The following is a 20,043-nucleotide window of genomic DNA, read 5'->3' as shown; positions in this document are numbered from 1 at the left end:
TTCGCGTAAATTTCAGCGAGCTGGCGGCATGTCGCTGGTTTGTTTCCACGAAGCGGCAATCAGGGATGTTCGCTGCAACCCTGGAATTTCAGGCAGCCGTGAAGCCATCCATGTCGTTGTGCATGATTTTCTGACTGCCGCGGCTTTCCCATTTGACGGTGACGCTGCTCCAGTCCTTGGCGATGACGGTGCCGAAATCGTCCCTATCGTTCTTCCAAAAGACTGTCGTTCCAACAACGAGTGATCTTGATTTTTCACCGGTCACCATGCGTCTCCCAAGACTGTGTTTTCACCGATTGACGACAAGCATTGATCTTTGAGCAGAGCGTTCGGAGCCGCATCCGGCTCCATCCCAATTGAAGCTCAGTCGATCGTCATCTGTCCATCGCTGCGAGGAGGCTTCTTATATCGATCGTCGCGATGTTCGAATAACTGTCCGAAATGGCATATGGAAAGATGATCCGGTCACCATGCCGCATCGCGCCACATGTGTAGACGACATTCGGCACATAACCTTCGCGTTCGGATGGCGCGGGTCGAAGTAGCGGTTCGTGCAGGCGTGCCAACACCTTCGTCGGGTCGTTCTTGTCGAGGAGCGCCGCTCCGATCGAATATTTGCGGACCGGGCCGACACCGTGGGTCAGCAACAGCCATCCTTCATCCAGCTCGATAGGCGAGCCGCAGTTGCCAATCTGCACGAACTCCCAAGGGGCGGCCGGCTTCAGAATCGGCGTGCCGCCATCCCATGTGTAAAGATCATCCGAATAAATCAGGTAGAGATTCTCGTTGTCCTGCCGCGCGATCATCGCGAACCGGCCATCGATCTTCCGGGGAAAAAGCGCCATGCCCTTGTTATGTGACGCGCTGCCTCGAAGGGTCGAAAAGCGAAACGTGATGAAGTCGGACGTTTCGATGATTTCGGAGCGGATCGCCCTGCCGCTATAGGCCGTGTAAGTCGCGTAATAGACCGTTCGTCCCGAATGGGTGAATTTCACGAAACGCGCATCCTCGATGCCGTTCGATTGTGATTCCGTAATCGGAAAAATGACCCGCTCGCTGATTTCCTCGCCGCTACTGAACGTGACGTCGACATCCTCGCCGCCAGGCCCGGAGCCAAGGCGTCGCACTGTCGGATTTGATGCGAGGCGCGCGGTCGGATCGATGCTGACAGTTCCCTCGGCGCCCACGAGCCCGGTGCGAAACGTCAATGATGAGACATGGCCTTCTCCGACCGCGCGCAGGCTGAGGATGAAGCGCAGGGCGCCGGCTGTCGTTCCGGATTGATCGGGATGAGGTACGATGCTCGGATTGAAGAGTGCCGACGCTTCAAACGAGTATTCACTCAGGAAGTAGGCGCCGATCAGCTGACGCTGAATCGTCGTGAACCGGCTGTGGTCATGAAACGCATCTTCCATTTCGTCGGCGCGGGCCTCGAATGTCTGAAGCAAATTCCGGTGGCGGCCCAGAAAGTTCTCAAGCACGTCGGCCAATTGGTGTTCTGCCTGCTCGGGACTGAGTGCAAGGATCCGATCGACAATATGATTGGCACGCGTTTTATCTGTCGGATTGAGGTCGCGTGGCTCCGTTGCAGGTTTGAATGGCCGTACGATGACACGGGACGCGTCAGGCCGGAGATAGAGCTCCTGGCGATTCAGTATCGGAGATGAAGACAAGTGAATCTCATTTTTCTGCTGAAGGAGGCTACGTTATTAGGCCACGCGAGCCGCGGACTTCGATTGATCCTCGGCGATACGTGCCATGTGTCGAATTTCCGATAGCCCGAGCAGGTAGGACACGACTGACTCCCCACCACGGTTCTCATTGGCGCGGTCCGGATGCAGTCCGTCGCGGCAGCTTCCTGTCTCCAGGTCGACGAGCGAAATCGAAAGGTCATTGCTGCCGAGGAACCACGCGAATACCCGAGCGGCTTCGCTCTTCCATTCAGCGTCCTGATCGGCGCGCCACGCCGCGAGACTGGCTGCGATGGTGGCGGCGGCCTCTACAGGCTGTTGATCGAAGCTGCGCGGCTGGCGCCGGATGTCGTGAAATCCCTCCGTGCCCACCGGCCTGAACTGACCGCTGGCCGAGGTCTGCTGTGCCAGCAGCCAGCGCAGGCTTCTCAGCCCGGCATTCAGATAATCAGGCCTCTTCATCGACATGCCGGTGAGAATCAAGGCCTGGCACAGTCTCGCATTGTCATAGGAGAGCCCTTCCTCGAACCACACCCAGTCGCTCGTCTCGACTTTCTTCAGAAGCGACACCAGCCTGTCGGCCAGATCCGTCCGGATCGTGTTGGCGCTGCCATTGTCGGTGACGGTCGCGCAATACGCATCGAGTCCCAGCAATACGAATGCCCAGGCACGGGGCGAGAGGAAATCGCCGACCTTTGGCAGGGCCTCGGCAAAGAGTGCTGCGGCCCAGGTTCGCCGTGACGGGTTCGCATCGGAAAGAGCGCAAACGCCCAACGCCCAAAGCGAGCGTCCATGACTGTCTTCCGATCCGCTTTCTTCCAGCCAGCTGCGATCGAAAGCCATGAAGTTCCGAAACCGGTGCGTCTCAGGGTTCCACGCATGCTGGACGAAAGCTGCAAAGCGGGAGGTCAGGACCTCCGGCAGACGCAGTTCACCCGGCGTGTTCAACGCGCATGCCAGCAGCAGCGCGCGGGCATTGTCGTCGATGCAGTAGCCGTGCGAGCGATCCGGAACACAGTGGACCGCATGCTGGAACAGGCCGGTGTCATCGCACATGGACAGGAAGTGACCGATCTGCATCTCGGGCGGTGCGCGACTATCTCGCAGCAGCGTGCTCGTATCCGACTTCGCGATGGTCTTGAGCCGATGGCGACGACCCGCGTTCTCGAATACTGACATGTATCGATCGGCCGTCCGCTCCCAGGTCATGGAGCGGCTGCTGGCATAGGCGCGCTTGCGCATCGCCTGGCGCAGCGGCGCATTGGTCAGAAGCTTTTCGATCTCGATGCCGATTGCGTCCGCGTCCGCGAACGGGACGATGATGCCGCGGCCGTCGGCAAGCAGTTCCCGAGCGTGCCAATAGGGGGTCGATACCACGGCTTTTCCCAGGCCAAAACTGTAGGCGAGTGTGCCTGAGGTCATCTGGGCTTCGTTCAGATAGGGCGTGACATAGACGTCGCACATCGAAATGAAATCGAGCAGAGTCGCCTGGTCAACGAAGCGATCAAGGAACACGACGTGATCCGCGACGCCAGCTTCGCGGGCCCTTGCAATGAGGGATTCGCGATAGGTCTCGCCTTCGTCGCGTACCAGATTTGGATGGGTTGCACCCAGTACAACATAAACGGCATCCGGACAGGTGCTCAGGATGGACGGCATCGCATCGATCATGAATTCGATGCCCTTGTTGGGCGAAAGCAGGCCGAACGTCAGAATGACAGACCTGCCGGCAAAACCGAGCCTCGCCTTTGCGTCGTCGGGCTCGACAAACGCAAATTCGGGAATTCCATGTGGGATGACCTCGATCTTCTCTTCGGCGACCTGATAGATGGTCCGAAGCAGTTCCCGACCCTTCTCCGCCATCACCACCACCTTCGAGGACATCTCGACAACGCGGGTGAAGACGTCCTTCTGTGCGGCGGTGGGCTCTGCAAGAACCGTATGAAGCGTTGTCACGATCGGCATCTTGAGCAGCGAGAGAAGCTGGATGATATCGCTTCCCGCTACGCCGCCGAAAATGCCGAATTCATGTTGAAGCGACACCACGTCGAAACCGCCGGCGTTCAGGAATTCCGCGGCGCGTATGTAGTCATTGATCAGCCCGTCATTGATCTGGATGCCAACGGTGGCCGGATAATCATACAAATGACCGTGATCGGTCATGGCCACGATGGTGGTCTTGGAGTCTGCGCGGGCGGCTGCCACTGCGCTCTGCAGATCGGTGGTGAACGTGGCGATGCCACATCGGCGTGGAAGTGAATTGCCAATAAATGCAATGCGGCCGAACACCGTCAATCTGCAGCCTCGCGATTTCAAAGGTTGGAAGGAGCAATGGCTCAAAATTGGCAATGCTGCGCCGGCCGCGGCATGTCGGACAATTTCGTGGCAAGAGCAGCGCGCGCTCGGCAGGGACCGTCACGGTCATGAATGCGCGCGATCGCAGCGTGCGCTCTTTCCTCGCGAATAGCCATCAGTATCTTCAAGGACCGTGAGCCGGAACAAGTCGGTGAGAGGTGAGCGAGAGAATGATGATAATAAATCGGCCTTTCAGTGCCAGCCGTGGTAACGCTCAGGATCACACAGCGGGAGTACGACATGGCCAAGGGAAATCGCGAGACCAAGAAGCCGAAGAAGACGGCGGTCAAAACGATCGCTGCCGCAGAGAGCCTGAAAGGCGGCGGTCCCAAGATCATGCCGTCACTGGGGGCGGTTAGAAAGAAGTAGTGCAGATCCTATCGCGCCAGCACGGGATGTTTCCCGGCGACGATCAAGTCGTGGGCCTGCTAACGCAGTGAAATGCGTCAACGCCGCGACGTTGCAAGCTCACAGATCGAGGAACAGATGTCGATCAAGACGGCCATTCGAGATGCGTACGGCATTCCTGCGATGTTCGCCGGTTCCAAGACAGGCGGGGAAGATGCGCCGTTTGTTTTCATCAATGTCGGGGGCGAGGAACGGCGGATGAGAGCCGCCGAGTGGGACGCGCTGCCGCCATGGTTAGGGGAGCGCCCGGCCTGGGCAGGTAAAGGCTGACATTCGAGGTCTTTCCCCGCCCGCCGGAACATAATTCCTTACGGCGACTTGTCGGGCGTGCACAACCTCAACCAGAGAACGCGAGGCCCCTGCATCAGCAGGGGCTTTTTTATTGGAGAGATTCCATGGCCAAAAAACCCAAGCTGCTCGCCGACCTTTTTCACGACACCCTCAAGGATGTGTACTTCGCCGAGAAGAAGATCTTCGCGACCCTGCCGAAGATGGCCAAGGCCGCACAGGACAAGGGCCTGAAGGCGGCCTTTCTCAAGCATCAGAAGGAAACCGCAGGTCAGATCAAGCGCCTTGAGCGCGTGTTCAAGATCGCGGGCAAGAAGCCGGTCGCCAAGACCTGCGCAGCCATCATGGGCATCACCAAGGAGGGCACCGAGATCATGACCGAGTACAAGGGCATGCCCGCGCTCGATGCCGGACTCCTTGCTGTCGCCCAGGCGGTGGAGCATTACGAGATGTCCCGCTACGGCACCCTTCGCACATGGGCGCAAGAACTGGGGATGTCGGATGCGGCATCACTGCTCGATGCGACGCTGCAGGAAGAGAAGGCGACGGACGCTGCGCTGACCAGTCTGGCAGAATCGGTCGTTAACGTCGAAGCTGAAGCCGAGATGTGATACATATCCCGGCCGCTTCGGCGGCCGGGATATGCTTGTCGACACGAGGTGTTCATGTTTGCGCGCATCAAGAGCTGGGCGCGAAACGTCAGGACGGACGCGCACGCCATCTATCTCGCGGCGCGGGATCCGCGGGTGCCGTGGTTTGCGAAAGTTCTCGCGATCACTGTCGCCGCCTATGCGCTGTCGCCGATCGATCTCATTCCGGACTTCGTGCCGGTTCTCGGCTATCTCGACGACCTGATCATCGTGCCGCTGGGCATCTGGCTCGTGGTGGCGCTGGTTCCGGGCGAGGTGATGGCGGAGTACCGGATCATGGCGCGCGAGGCTGCGGAACGCCCGACCAGCAGATCGGGCATGATCGCGATCATCGCATTGTGGCTGGCGAGCGCATTGCTGATGGGGTGGCTCGGCTATCGCTACTGGATGCGGGCCTGATCGCCCGTGCCCGTCAGAACCTCACCTTCACGCCGGCATAGAAGGCACGTGGCCGCGCCGGGCTGACCGAACGAGCGTCCGTGAACTGAGCGCCGCCATTGGCAAAATTCGGCACCGAGTCGGTGTCGAAGAAAGTCCCGTAGGTCGAATAGCGTCGGTCGAGGATGTTGTCGACGCGGGCGAACACCTGCACGGACTTGTCGATCTGATACGACGCATGGGCATTGAACACGGTATAGGCTTCGAGTTTCGGCGCCTGGTTGGAGTCGTCGCCGACGAAATACTGGCTGCTGACGAACAGTGCGTCGCCTCCGACCTTGAATGCGTCGGTCAGTGCATAATCGAACCCGGCCTTGACGCGGTGGCGCGGGATTGCGGGAATCTGGTTGCCGGGCTGGATCTGGACGTTGCCGTCGTCATCCTTGAACGGGCTGTTCGATCCGATCGCAAGCGGATCGAGGAAGCGCGCATCGACGAAGGCATAGCTGGCATAGAGCTGCAGGGTCGGCGCACGCAATGTGACTTCCGCCTCGATGCCTTGCCGGCGTGTCGAGCCGACATTCTGGAAATAGCCGTAGCCTTGCAGCACCGGGCTCGGGATCGCGAGAATGTCATCGGTGTTGGTGGCGCGGAAGGCGCCGAGCTTCCAGCCCAGCGTGCCGGCATTCAGCTCCTTCGTGCCGCGCAGGCCAGCTTCTATCGTATGCGAAACCACCTGCTTGAGCGGCGGATCGGAGATCAGGAAAGCACCGACGATACAGGGATTGGCGGGATCGGCGCAGCCGAGTTCCAGCGGGGTCGGCGCGCGGTTGGCTTCCGAATAGCCGGCATAGGCGGTCAGTTCAGGCGTGATCTTGTAGGTGCCGCCGATGATGGGATTGAAACGATTGAAAGTGTGGTCGCCGTTGAGCGCGGTGCCGATCTGGTCCTCAAGCACGATCTGCGCCGTGTTGAAGCGCCCGCCACCGGTGATCGAGAAGGCATTGGTCACATCGAAGGTGTCGAGCGCGTAAATGCCGCCATAGCGATTGGTGGTCCGCAGCGACACCGGGCCGATCGCGATCGGATCGCCGGACTGACCGAGGGAAATCCCGCTGCCGGTGACGACGTAATCCGGGCCGATCGTACCGAGTTCGGCGCTGGCCGTGAAATGACTGGCGCTGGACGAGTAGCTGGCGCCCACGACGAAGCGGTTGTCATGGCCGAACAGCTGATCGGTATTGGTCGCCTGTAGCGAGCCACCCACCGTGGTCGAGCGCGTCGAGGTGCGGTCATTCTCGCCAAGAACCGCACCGGGGGCGAAGGGATTGGCAATTTGCGCACCGTTCAGGCCGTTGGCCGGCGTGTCGTCATTGCCGAAGCACAGGAGGGTCGGATCTTCGCAGGGGCGGGTGCCGGTCGGATTGCCATCCTGGGTCTTGTGCCTGAAGAATCTCAGATGCGCCGCCGCCTCCACCGTCCAGGTCGGCGTCGCCTCGACCTTGCCAGTGAAATTGAGATAGCCGACGCGGTTATTCGAGGTCTGCGGCGTCGTATAGGTGGCGCCATAATTCTGCTGCAGCAGTTCGACCGGAACCGTCGCCGTGGCGCCAAACTTGTTGTCGGCGACACCCATATTGAGGTGAAGCTCGGTGCTGTCGCTGCGATAGCCGACATCGCCATAAAAGCGTCGGACGTCCGATGTCGCAAAGTTGCGAAAACCCTTGTCATGCAGGCCTTCGAGCGCGCCATAGACGGCGAATCCCTCGACCTGCTTGCCCCATTGCGCCGAGCCCTGGATGCGGCCGAACGAGCCGCCCATGGTGCTGAGCTCGGCTCCCTGATAGTTGAAGCCGTCCTTCATCTGGATGTTGACCGCGCCGCCCAGCGCGTTGAGGCCGAAGGCGGGATTGTTGGTGACCACGCTGACCGAGCGGATCGCCGCGGTCGGGATCAGGTCCCAATTGACGGTGTCGCCGAAGGCCTCGTTGATACGCACGCCGTTCTGATAGACCGCGAGCCCCTGCGGCGTACCAGGCACCGGCGACGCCACGAAGCCGCGAAATTGCAGATCGGGCTGGAAGGGATTGCCCGCGACTTCGTTGATCAGAATGCCGGGCACTTGCTGCTGCAGCGCATCAGTGACGTTCAGGGAATTGGCACGCTCGATCGCGCGGGCATCGACATAATTGATACTCGCCGTGACCTTGTCGACGTCGATGCCGGAACGCGACGTCGGCGTGGTCGGATAGACATAGACCGTCCGCGGCCGCTCGGCGACCCGCTGGGTCGTCTGGCGCCGGGGAGCGCGCCTGCTGGCGGTGGCAGGGGCGGACACTACGACCGGTGGCAGTACCTGCGGTTCTCCGGGCGGACTTTGTGCAAAAGCTGTTTCGGAAACCGGTAGAAGACCCGTCGATAGCGAAGCCACGACCAGCACTCTTACGCGCATCTGTCTCATCCCATTCCGCGTCGGCGCTCTGATGGCACCATCCGGTAGCGTGATACTAGCGAGTGAGAGAGACTGCGCTATCTGCAAAGTGTCGAAATCCGGCTCAGCTATTTTCCCGATAAAGTCGGGACAAATTCCCGATCGCGCGTTACAGGCGCATTTGGCAGCGGCTCTGTCGCGGGAATGATGGCTTCGACAGTCACGCCGTCCATATCAGATCTGACCGTGAGCGTTCCGCCGAGGGCCCAGACCCGCTCCCTCATGCCGATGAGACCAAAGCCGCCGTTGCGATCAGGGTCGAAGCCGCGGCCATTGTCGCGCACCCGGACCAGCACGTTGTCGCATACAGGCTTCGTCACGGCCCCCATCACCGGTTCGATGACCACGCTGACGACAGACGCTTGCGCGTGGCGGAACACATTGGTGAGTGCCTCCTGAACGACACGATAGGCGGTCAGCTCGGCGACCTCACCAAGGGGAGCCAGAGCCGGCGATACTATGCTCTCGATCACGACCTCCGGATGGGATTCGCGCCAGAGACGCAGCAAGACCGCAACGGCACCGGACAGGCCGAGATCCGTCAGCCCGACCGGTCGCAATCGCTCGAGGATGCGGCGATTGAACTGCTGCAGGACATCGACCTGCGCCAGAATGGCAGTGCCGTGCCGCGACAGGGCACCAGTGCCCGACGGTTCGTGATCGGCGAGACGCATCACGGCGCCTGCATGGGCGCGCAGGGCGAACAGATACGGCCCGAACTCATCATGCAGTTCGCGTGCGATATCCCTGCGCTCGATATCCTGCAGCGAGACGGCCCGTTCGGCGAGGCGTCGCCGATCCTCGAGCACATCGCCCAATGTGGTAGCGAGATGATTGAGACGGATGCAGAGCGCGGCGAGTTCCGGTGCTCCCGCGGGTGCAACGCGCGCCTGATAGTTCCCCGCTTCGATATCGACCATGGCCTGCGACAATGCATCGAGCGGCGCCAGTGCCCGCCTGACGACCAGACTCGTGACGACGAACAGCACCAGTGCAACGATCAGACTGAGCGTCAGCTGGGTGACGATGCCATCCCATATCTCCCGCATCTCGTCATCGGGATGCGACGTGATCATCAGCGTCTGCCGCTTCTCGCCGACCATCACCGACACCGACTCCGATATCCGCTCGGGATGGATCAACGATACGAACCACGATGGCGGAGAACCTGCACTGTCGCTCCGTTCCTGACCGTCGCTCTTCGGGGAGGGCATGTTCCCATCGCCTTGTCTGACGATGCTGACATGTCGCAATCGATTGAGGTCGGCGACGATTTTATCGAGCCGCGCATTCGGATCCGGCGCTTCGTTCAGGCTCGTTCCGATACTTTCGATTACTTCACGTGTCAGCCGGATCACGCTCTGGTCCTCGGCCTGGACGCGCGGGCCAGCTTCCAGCGCAAGCCGCACGACATTGGCGACCAGGCCAAGAGCGAGCACGAGTGCCACCAGAAGATTGATCCGCGCGCGCAGCGAAAGTTTCTGCCACATAACCATGCTTTCACTCGCATCTCGCCTGCATGCCGCGACTATGAACTTGACAGCGAAATTCGACGGCGATCATATCGGATCGAGGCGACCTTCGATTGTCAATCATGTCACTCCAAAGGCGCGCGGCTGATGCAGCGCAGCAATCGAGGAGCAGGTCGAGACTTTCTGACAGAGTTTCTGGCTGACAGAGTTTACGGGGGTAACCCATGCGCGTTCTGATCGTCGATGATCATCCCATCGTCACATCGGGCTGCCGCGCGGTGTTCGCGGACGATCCGGAGATCGAACTGCTGGAAGCGTCCGATGCCGCGAGTGGGGAGCAGGTCTTCCTGACGGGCGATCCGGATATCTGCATCATCGATATCAATCTGCCGACAGTGTCCGGATATGAACTGGCACGGCGCATCCTGCTGCGCGACGACACGATGCGCATCATCATGTTCAGCATGAATGACGATCCGATCTTCGCGGCCCGTGCGATTGAGAGTGGCGCCAAGGGCTATGTCTCCAAGACCGGCGACCCACACGATCTGCTGGAGGCCGTCTATGAGGTTGCGCGCGGCGGCGTGTATCTCCCACCGGCGATGGCTCGAAGCCTTGCTTTTGCCGGGCCTGCGCTGACGCAAAGCCCGCTGTCGAAGCTGAATTCGCGCGAGATGGAGATCCTGCGACTGCTCGGTGCCGGCAAGAGCCTCGCCGAGATTGCCTGGATGGTTCACGCCTCCTACAAGACGGTGGCCAATACGTCGTCACTCATGCGGCAAAAGCTCGGCGTCCGCAGTTCGGTCGAGCTGGTGCGCTTCGCCATCGAGCGTGGCATCGCCTGACCGGGCCTCCCTGACCGGACATCACCTGTTTCTGCGGCGTCGCATCGCTGCCGCATCCAACCTGTAAAGTCATGACCATGCAGACAGTTTCGCTCAATCGATCATATGGCGGCACACAGGGTGTCTACAAACACGCCAGTCGCGCGACCGGAACTGACATGACATTCTCGGTCTATGTGCCGCCGCATCAGGACGGCGCCAGGCTGCCCGTGGTCTGGTATCTCTCGGGCCTCACCTGCACCCACGCCAATGTCACCGAAAAGGGCGAGTTTCGCGCCGCATGCGCCGAGCTGGGGCTGATCTTCATTGCGCCCGACACCAGCCCGCGCGGTGCCGATGTTCCCGGTGACGCCAACAATGCCTATGACTTCGGGCTGGGCGCCGGCTTCTATGTCGATGCCACCCGGGAGCCCTATGCGCGCAACTATCGCATGTGGAGTTATGTGACCGAGGAGCTGCCGCAGCTCGTGGCCGACCAATTCCCGATCGATAGCAATCGTCAGTCGATTCTCGGCCATTCCATGGGCGGGCATGGCGCGCTGACCATTGCGCTGCGTCATCCCGATCGTTACCGCGCGGCCAGCGCTTTCGCGCCGATCGTGGCGCCGTCGCAGGTGCCGTGGGGGATCAAGGCGCTGGGCGGCTATCTGGGTGACGACAAAGCGGCGTGGAGACAGCACGATGCGGTTGCCCTGATCGAGGATGGGGCGCGATTCCCCGAATTGCTGGTCGATCAGGGCGACGCCGACAATTTCCTGACCGAACAATTGCGGCCTGAACTGCTGCAGGGCGCTTGTAAAAAGGCAGGCATTGCGCTGACGCTGCGCCTCCAGCCCGGCTACGATCACAGCTACTATTTCATCTCGACCTTTATGGCCGATCATCTGCGCTGGCACGCGGCGCGGCTCAAAAAGTGAGTTGCGGCTCGCGTTACTGCGGCTGCGGGGCGCCGTAATTCGGTGCGAGCAGGCGGTTGCGCACCAGATAGCTCATTGCCCGAGACCAGCTTTCATCGGTGTTGCCACGCAGGTCGGCGCTCATAGTGGCGACCAGCCGCCCGGTGTGAACATTTCGCAGGGTGATGTTCATATTGAGAATGAGGTTCGAGACCTTCTGTACGAGCCCCGTAATGACGAGGTCGGCACCGATCTGCTGCGCGAGTTGGACGTCACAGCCGCCGCATGCCTGCAGGTTTCGGCCTTGCGCCGCAACATTGAGCGATGACATATCCAGCAGCTCGAAACGGCCGGATTGCTTCATCTCCTCGCGCAGCTGGTCGGCAGCATGGAGCAGTCTTGCCTGCTCGTCGCTGCGGCGTCCCTTCATCTCGCCTTCGAGGCTCGTGTCCAGCCATTCGAAATTGAACACCGCCACTTTGGGCGCTGCGGCCTGAGCCGTCGCCGTCATCATCAGTAACAGCACGGTGATCGATAGTGCTCTCATCGCAGACCTCGCATCGATAAAATGCAACGTGTCGGCAGAATCCGAGGTTGCAAGCTACGATAATTGGTTCATGTTTCAAGCTACGAGACCCTTCACCGGTGCCAAGCCAGGAAGGAGTAGTCGGAGGGAACATGATACGGTGGTTGATCGGCGCGATCAGTCTCTGCGCCGTGACGTCGTCTGCGCTGGCGGCCGAACCGCTGACGATCAGCATTGGTTATCTCGGTCAGGCCGGCATCAAGGCAACCCTTTCGCTGGTCGAATTACCGTCCGAGAATGATGGCATCGCCGGCGCGCGGCTCGCCATCGAGGACAACAACACCACTGGCAGGTTCCTGAAGCAGCAGTTCGGGCTGGAGGAGATTCGTGTGAAGGAGGGCGACGATATCGCCGCAGCCGCACGCGATCTCGCTGGTCGCAGCACCTTCGTCATTGCCGACCTGCCGCCCGATGCATTGCTGCAGGCGGCCGACGCGGTGCGTGACCGCGGCGGCATCCTGTTCAATGTGGGTGCTGCCGACGACCGCCTGCGCGAGGCGGACTGCCGGGCCAATGTGATCCATATTGCGCCGACGCGGTCGATGCTGGCGGATGCGCTGGCGCAGTATCTGGTGTGGAAGCAGTGGAAACGCTGGCTGCTGGTGACCGGCTCGCATGACGACGATCGGCTTGAAGCCGACGCCTATCGCCGTGCCGCCGCGCGGTTCGGCGCAAAGATCGTGCAGGAACGTGTCTTTGAGGACACCGGCGGCGCGCGGCGCACCGATAGCGGCGTCACATTGATCCAGCGCCAGATCCCGGTCTTCACACAGCAGGCACCGGCCTATGACGTCATGATCGCTGCCGACGAGAGCGAAGTCTTCGCTTCCTATTTGCCGTATCGCACCTGGGATCCGCGGCCGGTCGCGGGATCGGCAGGTCTGGTGCCGACCAGTTGGCATGCTGCACAGGATCAATGGGGCGCGGTGCAGATCCAGAACCGCTTCACCAAACTGAATGCGCGGCGCATGACAGCGCGCGACATGCAGGCCTGGCTCGCGACCCGCATGATCGGCGAAGCCGCGTCCCGCACGAATTCGGGCGATGGCAAAGCCATTCTGGCGTTTCTGAAGTCGCCTGATTTCTCCATCGCCGGCTTCAAGGGGCAGCGGCTCACGATCCGCGACTGGAACCTGCAGCTACGCCAGCCGATCCTGCTGGTCGACGGGCGCATGGTGATTTCGGTCTCGCCGCAGGAAGGTTTCCTGCATCAGGTCTCGGAGCTCGACACGCTCGGTATAGACCGTCCGGAAAGCAAATGCAGGCTGCAATGATGATGAACAGATCGAAGATGCTGTGCCGTGTCTGGCTGTGTGGAGTGGCAACATGGCTTGCAACGGCAGCGCCTGCATCGGCCTTTCTCGCTTATGTGTCGAACGAGAAGAGCAACACGGTCTCGGTGATCGACACCGAGAGCTGGACCGTCACCGCGACCATCAAGGTCGGTCAGCGCCCGCGCGGCATCGAACTGACGCGCGATGGCAAATCTGTACTGGTCGCGGTCGGCGACGACGACACCATCCAGATCATCGACGTTGCCAGCCAGAAGGTGGTCGACTCGCTGCCATCCGGTCCGGACCCCGAGCTGTTCACCCAGGATGCCGCCGGCAAGGTTCTCTATGTCGCCAATGAGAACGACAACACGGTGACCGTGATCGATCTCGAAAAACGCGTGCGCATGGGCGACGTGCAGGTCGGTGTCGAGCCCGAAGGCATGGCGATCAGCCCCGATGGCAAGATCCTGATCAACACGTCCGAAACCACCAATATGGCGCATTTCATCGACACGACGACGCGCGAGATCGTGGCGAATGTCCTGGTCGACGCACGCCCGCGCTTCGCCGAATTCAAGCGCGACGGCTCGGAACTGTGGGTGTCGTCCGAGATCGGCGGCACCGTGTCCGTGATCGATCCCGCCAAGCGGGTCGTGACCGACAAGATCGAGTTCAACATTCCCGGTCTGCGGCGCGAAGCCATTCAGCCGGTCGGCATCGGCATGACCTGGGATGCCAAAACTGCTTTCATCGCGCTCGGCCCTGCCAACCGGATCGCCGTCGTCGATGCGGCGACCCACAAGGTGATCAAGTATCTGCTGGTGGGCCAGCGGGTCTGGCACATGGCGTTTACCCCCGACGAGAAATATCTGCTGGTCACCAACGGCGTCTCCAACGATGTCTCGGTCATCGACGTCGCGGCGCAAAAGGTCATCAAGACCATTCAGGTCGGCGAATTGCCCTGGGGCATCGCCATGGCACGGCCATGACTACGATCGATACATCCCGCCCTGAACAGGTCGCGCACGACGCGCCGAAGCCAATTGGCGTGCCGGCAGTGACACCCGCTCTGTCGGTCGCAGGCATCAGCCATTGTTATGGTCGTCGGCAGGCGCTGTCGGATGTCTCCTTCAATGTCGCACCGGCGAGTTTCACGGCTCTGCTCGGACTCAATGGCGCGGGCAAGAGTACGCTGGTGGCGCTGATCACCCGGCTGTTCGGCATTCAGGCTGGACGGATCAGCGTATTCGGCCACGATATCAGCGATACGCCGGGCGATGCCTTGCGGCTGCTTGGCGTGGTGTTTCAGCCACGCACGCTCGATCTCGATCTGTCTGTCATGCAGAACCTGCTCTATCATGCCGCGCTGCAGGGCATCGCGCGGCGCGAGGCGCGGCTGCGCGGTGACGAGGTGATTGCGCGCATCGGCCTTGCCGACCGGGTAAACAGCCGGGTGCGCGATCTCTCCGGCGGACAGATGCGACGTCTCGAGATCGCCCGCGCATTGCTGCACCGGCCGCGGCTGCTGTTGCTGGACGAAGCGACCGTCGGGCTCGACGTGCAGGCGCGCGCCGATATTCTTGCGCATGTCCGGATGCTGGTCGCGGAACAAGGCATCGGCGTGCTGTGGGCGACACATCTGTTTGACGAGATCGCCGCCAGCGACGATCTCGTCGTGCTGCATCACGGCCATGTGCTCGCGCAAGGTCCCGTGACACAGATCCTCGGCGAAACCGGCGCTGCCAATTTCGACTCCGCCTTTCGGAGCATGACCGAGGCGGCCGACCAGCGCGGGAGGTCATCGTGAGTACGACATTCGTCACGCATGAGCGTCGCAAGCTGGGCTTCGGCAACTATGTCACCTGCCTCAATGGCATCCTGTGGCGGGAGGCGCTGCGCTTCCTGCATCAGCGCGAGCGTTTCGTTTCGGCGCTGGTGCGTCCGCTGGTCTGGCTGTTCATTTTTGCCGCCGGCTTTCGGCAGGTGCTTGGTATCTCGATCATCTCGCCTTACGAGACCTATATTCTCTATGAGGTCTATATTGCGCCCGGCCTTATCGCGATGATCCAGCTGTTCAATGGCATGCAGTCGTCGTTGTCGATGGTCTATGACCGCGAGATGGGGAATATGCGGACGCTTCTGGTCAGCCCGCTGCCGCGCTGGTTTCTGTTGATATGCAAACTGCTGGCGGGGACAGTCGTTTCCCTGCTGCAGGTCTATGCGTTTCTCCTGATCGCGTGGTTCTGGGACGTCGCTCCGCCGCTTATCGGCTATCTCACGGTTCTACCGGCGCTGATCCTGTCCGGATTGATGTTGGGATCGCTGGGCATGCTGATCTCGTCGCGCATCAAGCAGCTGGAGAATTTTGCGGGGGTCATGAACTTCGTGATCTTCCCGATGTTCTTTGCGTCGTCCGCGCTCTATCCCTTGTGGCGCGTGCAGGAGGGCAGCCCGATGCTCTATTATCTCTGCCTGTTCAATCCCTTCACCCATGCGGTCGAACTGATCCGCTTCGCGCTCTATGACAAGGTCAACTGGGTCTCCCTTGCGGTTGTCGCGGGCTGTACCGCCGTATTCATGATCGGTGCTATCATTGCTTACGATCCCGGCCGCGGCTTCGCCCGCCGGGCACCAGCCGGGGGCGAGACATGAACGGACCGTTTCGCATCATTGCAGTCCTCTCGTTGATCTGGTCGGGCGCGGCGCTGGCTGCCGATCCGCGTTATCCCGACTGGCCGTGCGTTCAGGCCAAGGTGCCGGAAATCTCGCTGGCTGCCGTCTGGGCCGGACCGCCGATCGACGATGTCGCCAGTGCCTGGAAGGACGACGCCGAGGTCAGCGCGCTGGTCGAACGTCTGGCGACGCGGCGTGTCCCCCTTGAGGAAGCGCAGAAGGCGATCATGGATTTTCTCTCGCGATCGCCGGACAAGGCGAGATCAGGCAAACTGGTCTTTGCCGGGTTGTTCGACAGTTTGAATGCGCAGCGCGCGACGGTGCTGGCCGGTCTCGAACGCGTCACGCGTAAACAGCGCGAAGCGGTCGACCGGGTCCGCGCCGACACGGCCATGCTGCAGACGCTGCAGAACGCGTCGCCACCCGATCAGGCGAAGATCGACGAACTCAACAACAAGCTGCTATGGGAAGCCCGCATCTTCGACGACCGGCGCCGCGTCGTCACCTTCGTCTGCGAGGTGCCGACGCTGATCGATCAGCGGCTGTTCGCGCTCAGCCGCACCATTCAGCAGGAGATGGAATAGCGCCGGGCGCTATTTCACGGATGATGTCGGCCGTGGCTCGGGCTGCGTATCGTCCAACGGCAGATCAGCCTGTTCCCAACCGTCGGTGCCTTCCGGATACCAGACGACATTGCTGTAGCCATAGGACACCGCGCGCTTTGCGGCATTCCACGACATCCAGCAATCGGCCTGACAGTAGATCACCAGAAGCGCAGCACGGTTGCCGGCCGATGCGCGCGCGAGACCATCCCGCAGATAGGCCTCGGTCTCGGTGGCCAGCCTGCCGTAGCCGGTGTCGGGCAGCCACAGGCTGCCCGGAATGTTGTGCCGCGGCTTATCGCGCCAGACCGTTTCCGGCGGCAAATTGGCCGGCTTCGGCGGACGCGGCATGACATCAATGAAAGTGCCACGTTTGTCGCGCCAGATCGCTTCGGCGTCTTTCGTCGTGATGACGCGTCCGCCTTTCAGCGTCGCGGGCACCGGCGCGCGATAATTGTCGGTGCGATAGTCATCGGGCTCCGGCACCACGTCTTGCGCCTGTGCCGTCGTGACCATAACGAGTGCCATCGCGAGAAGGATGGCGCAACGCATGGTCACGGCGACTTGGCCGCCGCCTCCGGCCCGATCGGACGATTGTTCTCATCGAGAATGGGAACACCGAAATCGAGCAGGATCTTGTTGATGGCCGGCTGGTTTTCCTGAATCAGCCGGTTGAGTTGCCGCTTCCAGTTCTGATCCGCGGAGCGCACGCCCATGCCGATGCGATAGACGAGGCGGGGCCCGGTGGTTTCCTTGACCAGCGGCGTGACGTGAAGCGGAGGATTGGCGTTCCTGGCATAGAAGCCCGCCATCGGCCCCCACAGGATTGCCGCGTCGATATCGCCAGATGTGAGGTCCTTGATCATGGCCTGTGCCGATGAATCGACGCGGGTATCGATCACCAGCGGATAGGGTTTCGCATTCACCATCAGGCCGTTGACCGCCATATTGGTGGCCGGCGGCGTTCCCGCCACGATGCCGATATGCTTGCTCTTCAACCTGGCGTCATCCAGCGTCGTGACGTCATCGAGACCGGCGCCGGTCTTCGATACCAGCGCATAGGCCGTCCGGTAATAGGGATTGGTCCCCTGGACGAGGTCGTCGCCCTGCGGGAAGCCCATGATGACATCGCAACGATGCGCGCCGAGAGTCATGCGAACGAAGCCCGTCGCCTGCGGAAAATAGACGTAATCGAGCTTCTTGTTCAGTTTGGCTGCGAACAGCTCGGCGAGCTTGTTCTCGAGACCCTCGCCCTTCTCATTCGAGAACGGCATGTTACGCGGATCGGCGCAAACACGCAGCACCTGCGGATCGACCAGTTCGATCGAGAGATCGTCGGTAGCAGCAGTTTGGGCAAGCGCGCTGCCTGCAAGCAATAGCGCACTTGCGAAGAGCGACGTCAGCAGCGCGCGACATATTCCGGATCGTTCCACTCGGTGCTGCATGCGCTACTTGCCGTTCACATTTTGATGGGTGACACGACAAAAACCTAGGCCTCTCATTTTGAGCGTGCAAGATGCAAATGGGCGCTTCCAATATTGCGCTGCACTTTCCAGGCGATTGCGAGGACGCTCTTTTCCGGGTGATATGGAGTTGCAAATGACATCTCGCATTGCGATGCACGTTGCACTCATGATGCTGGCAATGCTCTCAACTGCTCGTGCGCAACAGCAGGCTCTGGCGATCAATGAAGTCGCAGCAGGCGTCTTCATGCATCAGGGACGCATCGCCTTGATGTCGTCGGAGAATGACGGCGCCGTCGCCAATATTGGCTTCGTGATCGGCGATCAGGCGGTCGCCGTGATCGACACCGGCGGTAGTGTGCGCGAGGGACGGCAATTGCTGGCGTCCATTCGCGCACATACCGACAAGCCCATTCGTTACGTCATCAACACCCATGGCCATCCCGACCATATGTTCGGCAACGCCGCCTTCGTCGCCGGTGGAACCGAGTTTGTCGGTCATGTCAGGCTGCCGCAGGCACTGACCACACGCGGGCAGTATTATCTCGACGCATTCAGGCGCAGCATGGGCGACGCGCTGATCGATGACGTCCGCATCGTTCCGCCGACTCGCCTCGTCGATGGCGAGTTGACGCTAGATCTCGGCGGGCGCACGCTGATCGTCAAAGCCTGGCCCACCACCCATAGCGATAGTGATGTCACGGTATTCGACCCGGCGACGAAGACGTTGTTCGCTGGAGATCTGGTCTTTCTCCGCCATATTCCCGTGCTCGATGGCAGCATCCAGGCGTGGCTCAAGCTGCTGGACGATCTCGCGGCGCTGCCGGCCGAACGCGTCGTTCCCGGCCATGGTCCAGTGAGCGATTGGCCGCAGGCCCTCGCCGGCGAACGCCGGTATCTCGAAACACTCGCGTCCGATGTCCGCAAGGACGTCATCGACGGCAAGCCGATCGCGGAAGCTACGAAACGCGCGGCAGAAGCCGAACGCGGCAAATGGGAGCTTTTTGACGAATATAACACCCGCAACGCAACTGCAGCATACTCACAATTTGAATGGGAATGACCGCCGGTTGGGTTAGTATCAAGCGCGTCGCTACTTCCCTTGCGAGGCCCTACCATGCCGGGATTTGCACTCCGCAGCGTCTGTGCCGCCATCCTGCTGAGCGCCGTACTCAGTCCGCATTCCGTTTCCGCGGCCGGTCCGGAGCCTTACGATCCATGGCCGGGGCTGGTGCAGGACATTTTCGACAGCCGACCGATGGAAGACGGCAGCAACCTGATTGTACTCGAGATGCCGACGCGCGCGGAGGATGCCGCCATCGTCCCGGTGACGTTGCGCCTCAAGCCCACGTCGGACGCACACTCGCGAGTGGTGATGATCACGTTGGTGATCGATCAGAATCCGGCGCCCATGGCCGCGAAATTCAGGCTCGGGGCCGACGCCAGTGTCTCGGAGATTTCAACGCGTGTCCGAATCAACAATTACACCAATGTCCACGCCGTGGCTGAGACCAGTGACGGCAAGCTCCATGTGGTGCAAACCTATGTGAAGGCATCCGGCGGCTGCTCTGCACCAGCGGCGAAGAATGCCGAAGAGGCCAAGAGCCGGTTGGGCCAGATGCGCTACAGGCAGTTTGCCGGACCGCAAAACGAGGAAACAAGCGGTACGCGCGAGGCGCAGGTCATGATCGGCCACCCCAATAATTCCGGCCTGCAGATGGATCAGGTCACGCAACTCTATATTCCGGCCCGCTATGTCGATCGGCTCCAGCTATGGCAGGACGACAGCCCGGTCCTGTCGATGGAGGGTGGTATCTCGATCTCCGAAGATCCGAATGTTCGCTTCACTTACGTCTCAAATGGCGCAAAGACCTTCCGTGCCGAGGCCAAGGACACCGATGGGCACCAGTTCAGGCATGAGTGGAAGGTCAATGGTTCCGGCATGTAACGCAGCGCGTCATGCAGATGGCG

Annotated in this window: 21 protein-coding genes; 13 read left to right on the top strand and 8 right to left on the bottom strand. The window is 60.9% G+C overall.

Annotated elements, in window-relative coordinates; all coding sequences use genetic code 11:
• Nucleotides 1-88 precede the first annotated feature (88 nt).
• The 3 genes from AC1RLZ_RS25215 to AC1RLZ_RS25205 form a co-directional block, all read right to left on the bottom strand.
• Complete coding sequence (locus AC1RLZ_RS25215; protein WP_493190847.1) at nucleotides 89-268, bottom strand: hypothetical protein; 180 nt, start codon at nucleotides 266-268, stop codon at nucleotides 89-91.
• 106 nt (nucleotides 269-374) lie between these two features.
• A complete protein-coding gene (locus tag AC1RLZ_RS25210) occupies nucleotides 375-1,673 on the bottom strand; it encodes a glycoside hydrolase family 130 protein (RefSeq protein WP_493190846.1) in 1,299 nt (432 codons plus the stop codon).
• A gap of 36 nt (nucleotides 1,674-1,709) precedes the next feature.
• Nucleotides 1,710-3,986, bottom strand: a complete 2,277-nt coding sequence (locus AC1RLZ_RS25205) for a glycosyltransferase family 4 protein (protein ID WP_493190845.1) — start codon at nucleotides 3,984-3,986, stop codon at nucleotides 1,710-1,712.
• A 300-nt stretch (nucleotides 3,987-4,286) separates the two neighbouring features.
• Between AC1RLZ_RS25205 and AC1RLZ_RS25200 the strand changes: the two genes are divergently transcribed.
• The 4 genes from AC1RLZ_RS25200 (at nucleotide 4,287) to AC1RLZ_RS25185 (ending at nucleotide 5,791) form a co-directional block, all read left to right on the top strand.
• Nucleotides 4,287-4,415, top strand: a complete 129-nt coding sequence (locus AC1RLZ_RS25200) for a hypothetical protein (RefSeq protein WP_493190844.1) — start codon at nucleotides 4,287-4,289, stop codon at nucleotides 4,413-4,415.
• A gap of 117 nt (nucleotides 4,416-4,532) precedes the next feature.
• Nucleotides 4,533-4,724: a hypothetical protein gene (locus tag AC1RLZ_RS25195; RefSeq protein WP_493190843.1), complete on the top strand. Its 192-nt coding sequence runs from the start codon at nucleotides 4,533-4,535 to the stop codon at nucleotides 4,722-4,724.
• Nucleotides 4,725-4,849: 125 nt separating this feature from the next.
• Nucleotides 4,850-5,353, top strand: a complete 504-nt coding sequence (locus AC1RLZ_RS25190) for a YciE/YciF ferroxidase family protein (protein ID WP_493190842.1) — start codon at nucleotides 4,850-4,852, stop codon at nucleotides 5,351-5,353.
• 54 nt (nucleotides 5,354-5,407) lie between these two features.
• On the top strand, nucleotides 5,408-5,791 hold the full coding sequence (locus AC1RLZ_RS25185) for a YkvA family protein (RefSeq protein ID WP_493190841.1): 384 nt from the start codon (nucleotides 5,408-5,410) through the stop codon (nucleotides 5,789-5,791).
• A 13-nt stretch (nucleotides 5,792-5,804) separates the two neighbouring features.
• Here AC1RLZ_RS25185 and AC1RLZ_RS25180 read toward each other — a convergent pair whose 3' ends face one another.
• Nucleotides 5,805-8,222, bottom strand: coding sequence for a TonB-dependent receptor (locus AC1RLZ_RS25180; protein WP_493190840.1), 2,418 nt, complete (start codon nucleotides 8,220-8,222; stop codon nucleotides 5,805-5,807).
• A gap of 107 nt (nucleotides 8,223-8,329) precedes the next feature.
• The gene (locus tag AC1RLZ_RS25175) at nucleotides 8,330-9,751 is read right to left on the bottom strand and encodes a histidine kinase (RefSeq protein ID WP_493190899.1); all 1,422 of its coding nucleotides are present in this window, start codon (nucleotides 9,749-9,751) and stop codon (nucleotides 8,330-8,332) included.
• Nucleotides 9,752-9,957: 206 nt separating this feature from the next.
• Here AC1RLZ_RS25175 and AC1RLZ_RS25170 point away from each other — a divergent pair, with 206 nt between their 5' ends.
• Together AC1RLZ_RS25170 and fghA are read left to right on the top strand one after the other, a co-directional pair.
• A complete protein-coding gene (locus AC1RLZ_RS25170) occupies nucleotides 9,958-10,578 on the top strand; it encodes a response regulator transcription factor (protein ID WP_068734560.1) in 621 nt (206 codons plus the stop codon).
• Nucleotides 10,579-10,649: 71 nt separating this feature from the next.
• Nucleotides 10,650-11,495 carry an S-formylglutathione hydrolase gene (gene fghA / locus AC1RLZ_RS25165; protein ID WP_493190839.1) on the top strand — a complete coding sequence of 282 codons (846 nt, stop codon included), beginning with the start codon at nucleotides 10,650-10,652 and terminating at the stop codon, nucleotides 11,493-11,495.
• A gap of 13 nt (nucleotides 11,496-11,508) precedes the next feature.
• Here the strand turns inward: fghA and AC1RLZ_RS25160 are convergent, their stop codons facing one another.
• The gene (locus AC1RLZ_RS25160) at nucleotides 11,509-12,021 is read right to left on the bottom strand and encodes a DUF3280 domain-containing protein (RefSeq protein ID WP_493190838.1); all 513 of its coding nucleotides are present in this window, start codon (nucleotides 12,019-12,021) and stop codon (nucleotides 11,509-11,511) included.
• Between the two features lie 131 nt (nucleotides 12,022-12,152).
• Here AC1RLZ_RS25160 and AC1RLZ_RS25155 point away from each other — a divergent pair, with 131 nt between their 5' ends.
• The 5 genes from AC1RLZ_RS25155 to AC1RLZ_RS25135 are packed head-to-tail and all read left to right on the top strand — an operon-like array spanning nucleotide 12,153 to nucleotide 16,591.
• On the top strand, nucleotides 12,153-13,334 hold the full coding sequence (locus AC1RLZ_RS25155; RefSeq protein WP_493190837.1) for an ABC transporter substrate-binding protein: 1,182 nt from the start codon (nucleotides 12,153-12,155) through the stop codon (nucleotides 13,332-13,334).
• On the top strand, nucleotides 13,331-14,323 hold the full coding sequence (locus AC1RLZ_RS25150; RefSeq protein WP_493190836.1) for a YVTN family beta-propeller repeat protein: 993 nt from the start codon (nucleotides 13,331-13,333) through the stop codon (nucleotides 14,321-14,323). The genes AC1RLZ_RS25155 and AC1RLZ_RS25150 overlap by 4 nt, the downstream gene beginning before the upstream one ends.
• Nucleotides 14,320-15,141, top strand: coding sequence for an ABC transporter ATP-binding protein (locus AC1RLZ_RS25145; protein WP_493190835.1), 822 nt, complete (start codon nucleotides 14,320-14,322; stop codon nucleotides 15,139-15,141). The genes AC1RLZ_RS25150 and AC1RLZ_RS25145 overlap by 4 nt, the downstream gene beginning before the upstream one ends.
• On the top strand, nucleotides 15,138-15,986 hold the full coding sequence (locus tag AC1RLZ_RS25140) for an ABC transporter permease (protein WP_493190834.1): 849 nt from the start codon (nucleotides 15,138-15,140) through the stop codon (nucleotides 15,984-15,986). Before AC1RLZ_RS25145 ends, AC1RLZ_RS25140 begins: the two co-directional genes overlap by 4 nt.
• Nucleotides 15,983-16,591, top strand: a complete 609-nt coding sequence (locus tag AC1RLZ_RS25135; protein ID WP_493190833.1) for a hypothetical protein — start codon at nucleotides 15,983-15,985, stop codon at nucleotides 16,589-16,591. Before AC1RLZ_RS25140 ends, AC1RLZ_RS25135 begins: the two co-directional genes overlap by 4 nt.
• 9 nt (nucleotides 16,592-16,600) lie before the next feature.
• Here AC1RLZ_RS25135 and AC1RLZ_RS25130 read toward each other — a convergent pair whose 3' ends face one another.
• Nucleotides 16,601-17,161 (bottom strand): PQQ-dependent catabolism-associated CXXCW motif protein, encoded by a 561-nt coding sequence (locus tag AC1RLZ_RS25130; RefSeq protein ID WP_493190898.1) that lies wholly within the window; start codon nucleotides 17,159-17,161, stop codon nucleotides 16,601-16,603.
• A gap of 2 nt (nucleotides 17,162-17,163) precedes the next feature.
• Complete coding sequence (locus AC1RLZ_RS25125) at nucleotides 17,164-18,054, bottom strand: substrate-binding domain-containing protein (protein WP_493190832.1); 891 nt, start codon at nucleotides 18,052-18,054, stop codon at nucleotides 17,164-17,166.
• Between the two features lie 154 nt (nucleotides 18,055-18,208).
• Here AC1RLZ_RS25125 and AC1RLZ_RS25120 point away from each other — a divergent pair, with 154 nt between their 5' ends.
• Together AC1RLZ_RS25120 and AC1RLZ_RS25115 are read left to right on the top strand one after the other, a co-directional pair.
• Nucleotides 18,209-19,135 (top strand): quinoprotein relay system zinc metallohydrolase 2, encoded by a 927-nt coding sequence (locus tag AC1RLZ_RS25120; protein ID WP_493190831.1) that lies wholly within the window; start codon nucleotides 18,209-18,211, stop codon nucleotides 19,133-19,135.
• 54 nt (nucleotides 19,136-19,189) lie between these two features.
• Nucleotides 19,190-20,020, top strand: coding sequence for a quinoprotein dehydrogenase-associated SoxYZ-like carrier (locus AC1RLZ_RS25115; RefSeq protein ID WP_493190830.1), 831 nt, complete (start codon nucleotides 19,190-19,192; stop codon nucleotides 20,018-20,020).
• The last annotated feature ends 23 nt before the right edge of the window (nucleotides 20,021-20,043 follow it).

The sequence above is a fragment of the Tardiphaga sp. GW822-FHT04G09 genome, assembly GCF_058800725.1.
Note: the sequence above shows the minus strand (reverse complement) of the source record. Positions and strands in the feature narration are given on the sequence as shown.

Bases quoted from the DNA above. Each gene is read 5' to 3' on its own strand.
- AC1RLZ_RS25135 (WP_493190833.1), top strand. From the start codon at position 15,983: ATGAACGGACCGTTTCGCATCATTGCAGTCCTCTCGTTGATCTGGTCG.
- AC1RLZ_RS25115 (WP_493190830.1), top strand. From the start codon at position 19,190: ATGCCGGGATTTGCACTCCGCAGCGTCTGTGCCGCCATCCTGCTGAGC.
- AC1RLZ_RS25125 (WP_493190832.1), bottom strand. From the start codon at position 18,054: ATGCAGCACCGAGTGGAACGATCCGGAATATGTCGCGCGCTGCTGACG.
- AC1RLZ_RS25145 (WP_493190835.1), top strand. From the start codon at position 14,320: ATGACTACGATCGATACATCCCGCCCTGAACAGGTCGCGCACGACGCG.
- AC1RLZ_RS25130 (WP_493190898.1), bottom strand. From the start codon at position 17,161: ATGCGTTGCGCCATCCTTCTCGCGATGGCACTCGTTATGGTCACGACG.
- AC1RLZ_RS25185 (WP_493190841.1), top strand. From the start codon at position 5,408: ATGTTTGCGCGCATCAAGAGCTGGGCGCGAAACGTCAGGACGGACGCG.
- AC1RLZ_RS25160 (WP_493190838.1), bottom strand. From the start codon at position 12,021: ATGAGAGCACTATCGATCACCGTGCTGTTACTGATGATGACGGCGACG.
- AC1RLZ_RS25150 (WP_493190836.1), top strand. From the start codon at position 13,331: ATGATGATGAACAGATCGAAGATGCTGTGCCGTGTCTGGCTGTGTGGA.
- AC1RLZ_RS25200 (WP_493190844.1), top strand. From the start codon at position 4,287: ATGGCCAAGGGAAATCGCGAGACCAAGAAGCCGAAGAAGACGGCGGTC.
- AC1RLZ_RS25175 (WP_493190899.1), bottom strand. From the start codon at position 9,751: ATGTGGCAGAAACTTTCGCTGCGCGCGCGGATCAATCTTCTGGTGGCA.
- AC1RLZ_RS25180 (WP_493190840.1), bottom strand. From the start codon at position 8,222: ATGCGCGTAAGAGTGCTGGTCGTGGCTTCGCTATCGACGGGTCTTCTA.
- AC1RLZ_RS25170 (WP_068734560.1), top strand. From the start codon at position 9,958: ATGCGCGTTCTGATCGTCGATGATCATCCCATCGTCACATCGGGCTGC.
- AC1RLZ_RS25215 (WP_493190847.1), bottom strand. From the start codon at position 268: ATGGTGACCGGTGAAAAATCAAGATCACTCGTTGTTGGAACGACAGTC.
- AC1RLZ_RS25195 (WP_493190843.1), top strand. From the start codon at position 4,533: ATGTCGATCAAGACGGCCATTCGAGATGCGTACGGCATTCCTGCGATG.
- AC1RLZ_RS25120 (WP_493190831.1), top strand. From the start codon at position 18,209: ATGACATCTCGCATTGCGATGCACGTTGCACTCATGATGCTGGCAATG.
- AC1RLZ_RS25155 (WP_493190837.1), top strand. From the start codon at position 12,153: ATGATACGGTGGTTGATCGGCGCGATCAGTCTCTGCGCCGTGACGTCG.
- AC1RLZ_RS25190 (WP_493190842.1), top strand. From the start codon at position 4,850: ATGGCCAAAAAACCCAAGCTGCTCGCCGACCTTTTTCACGACACCCTC.
- fghA (WP_493190839.1), top strand. From the start codon at position 10,650: ATGACCATGCAGACAGTTTCGCTCAATCGATCATATGGCGGCACACAG.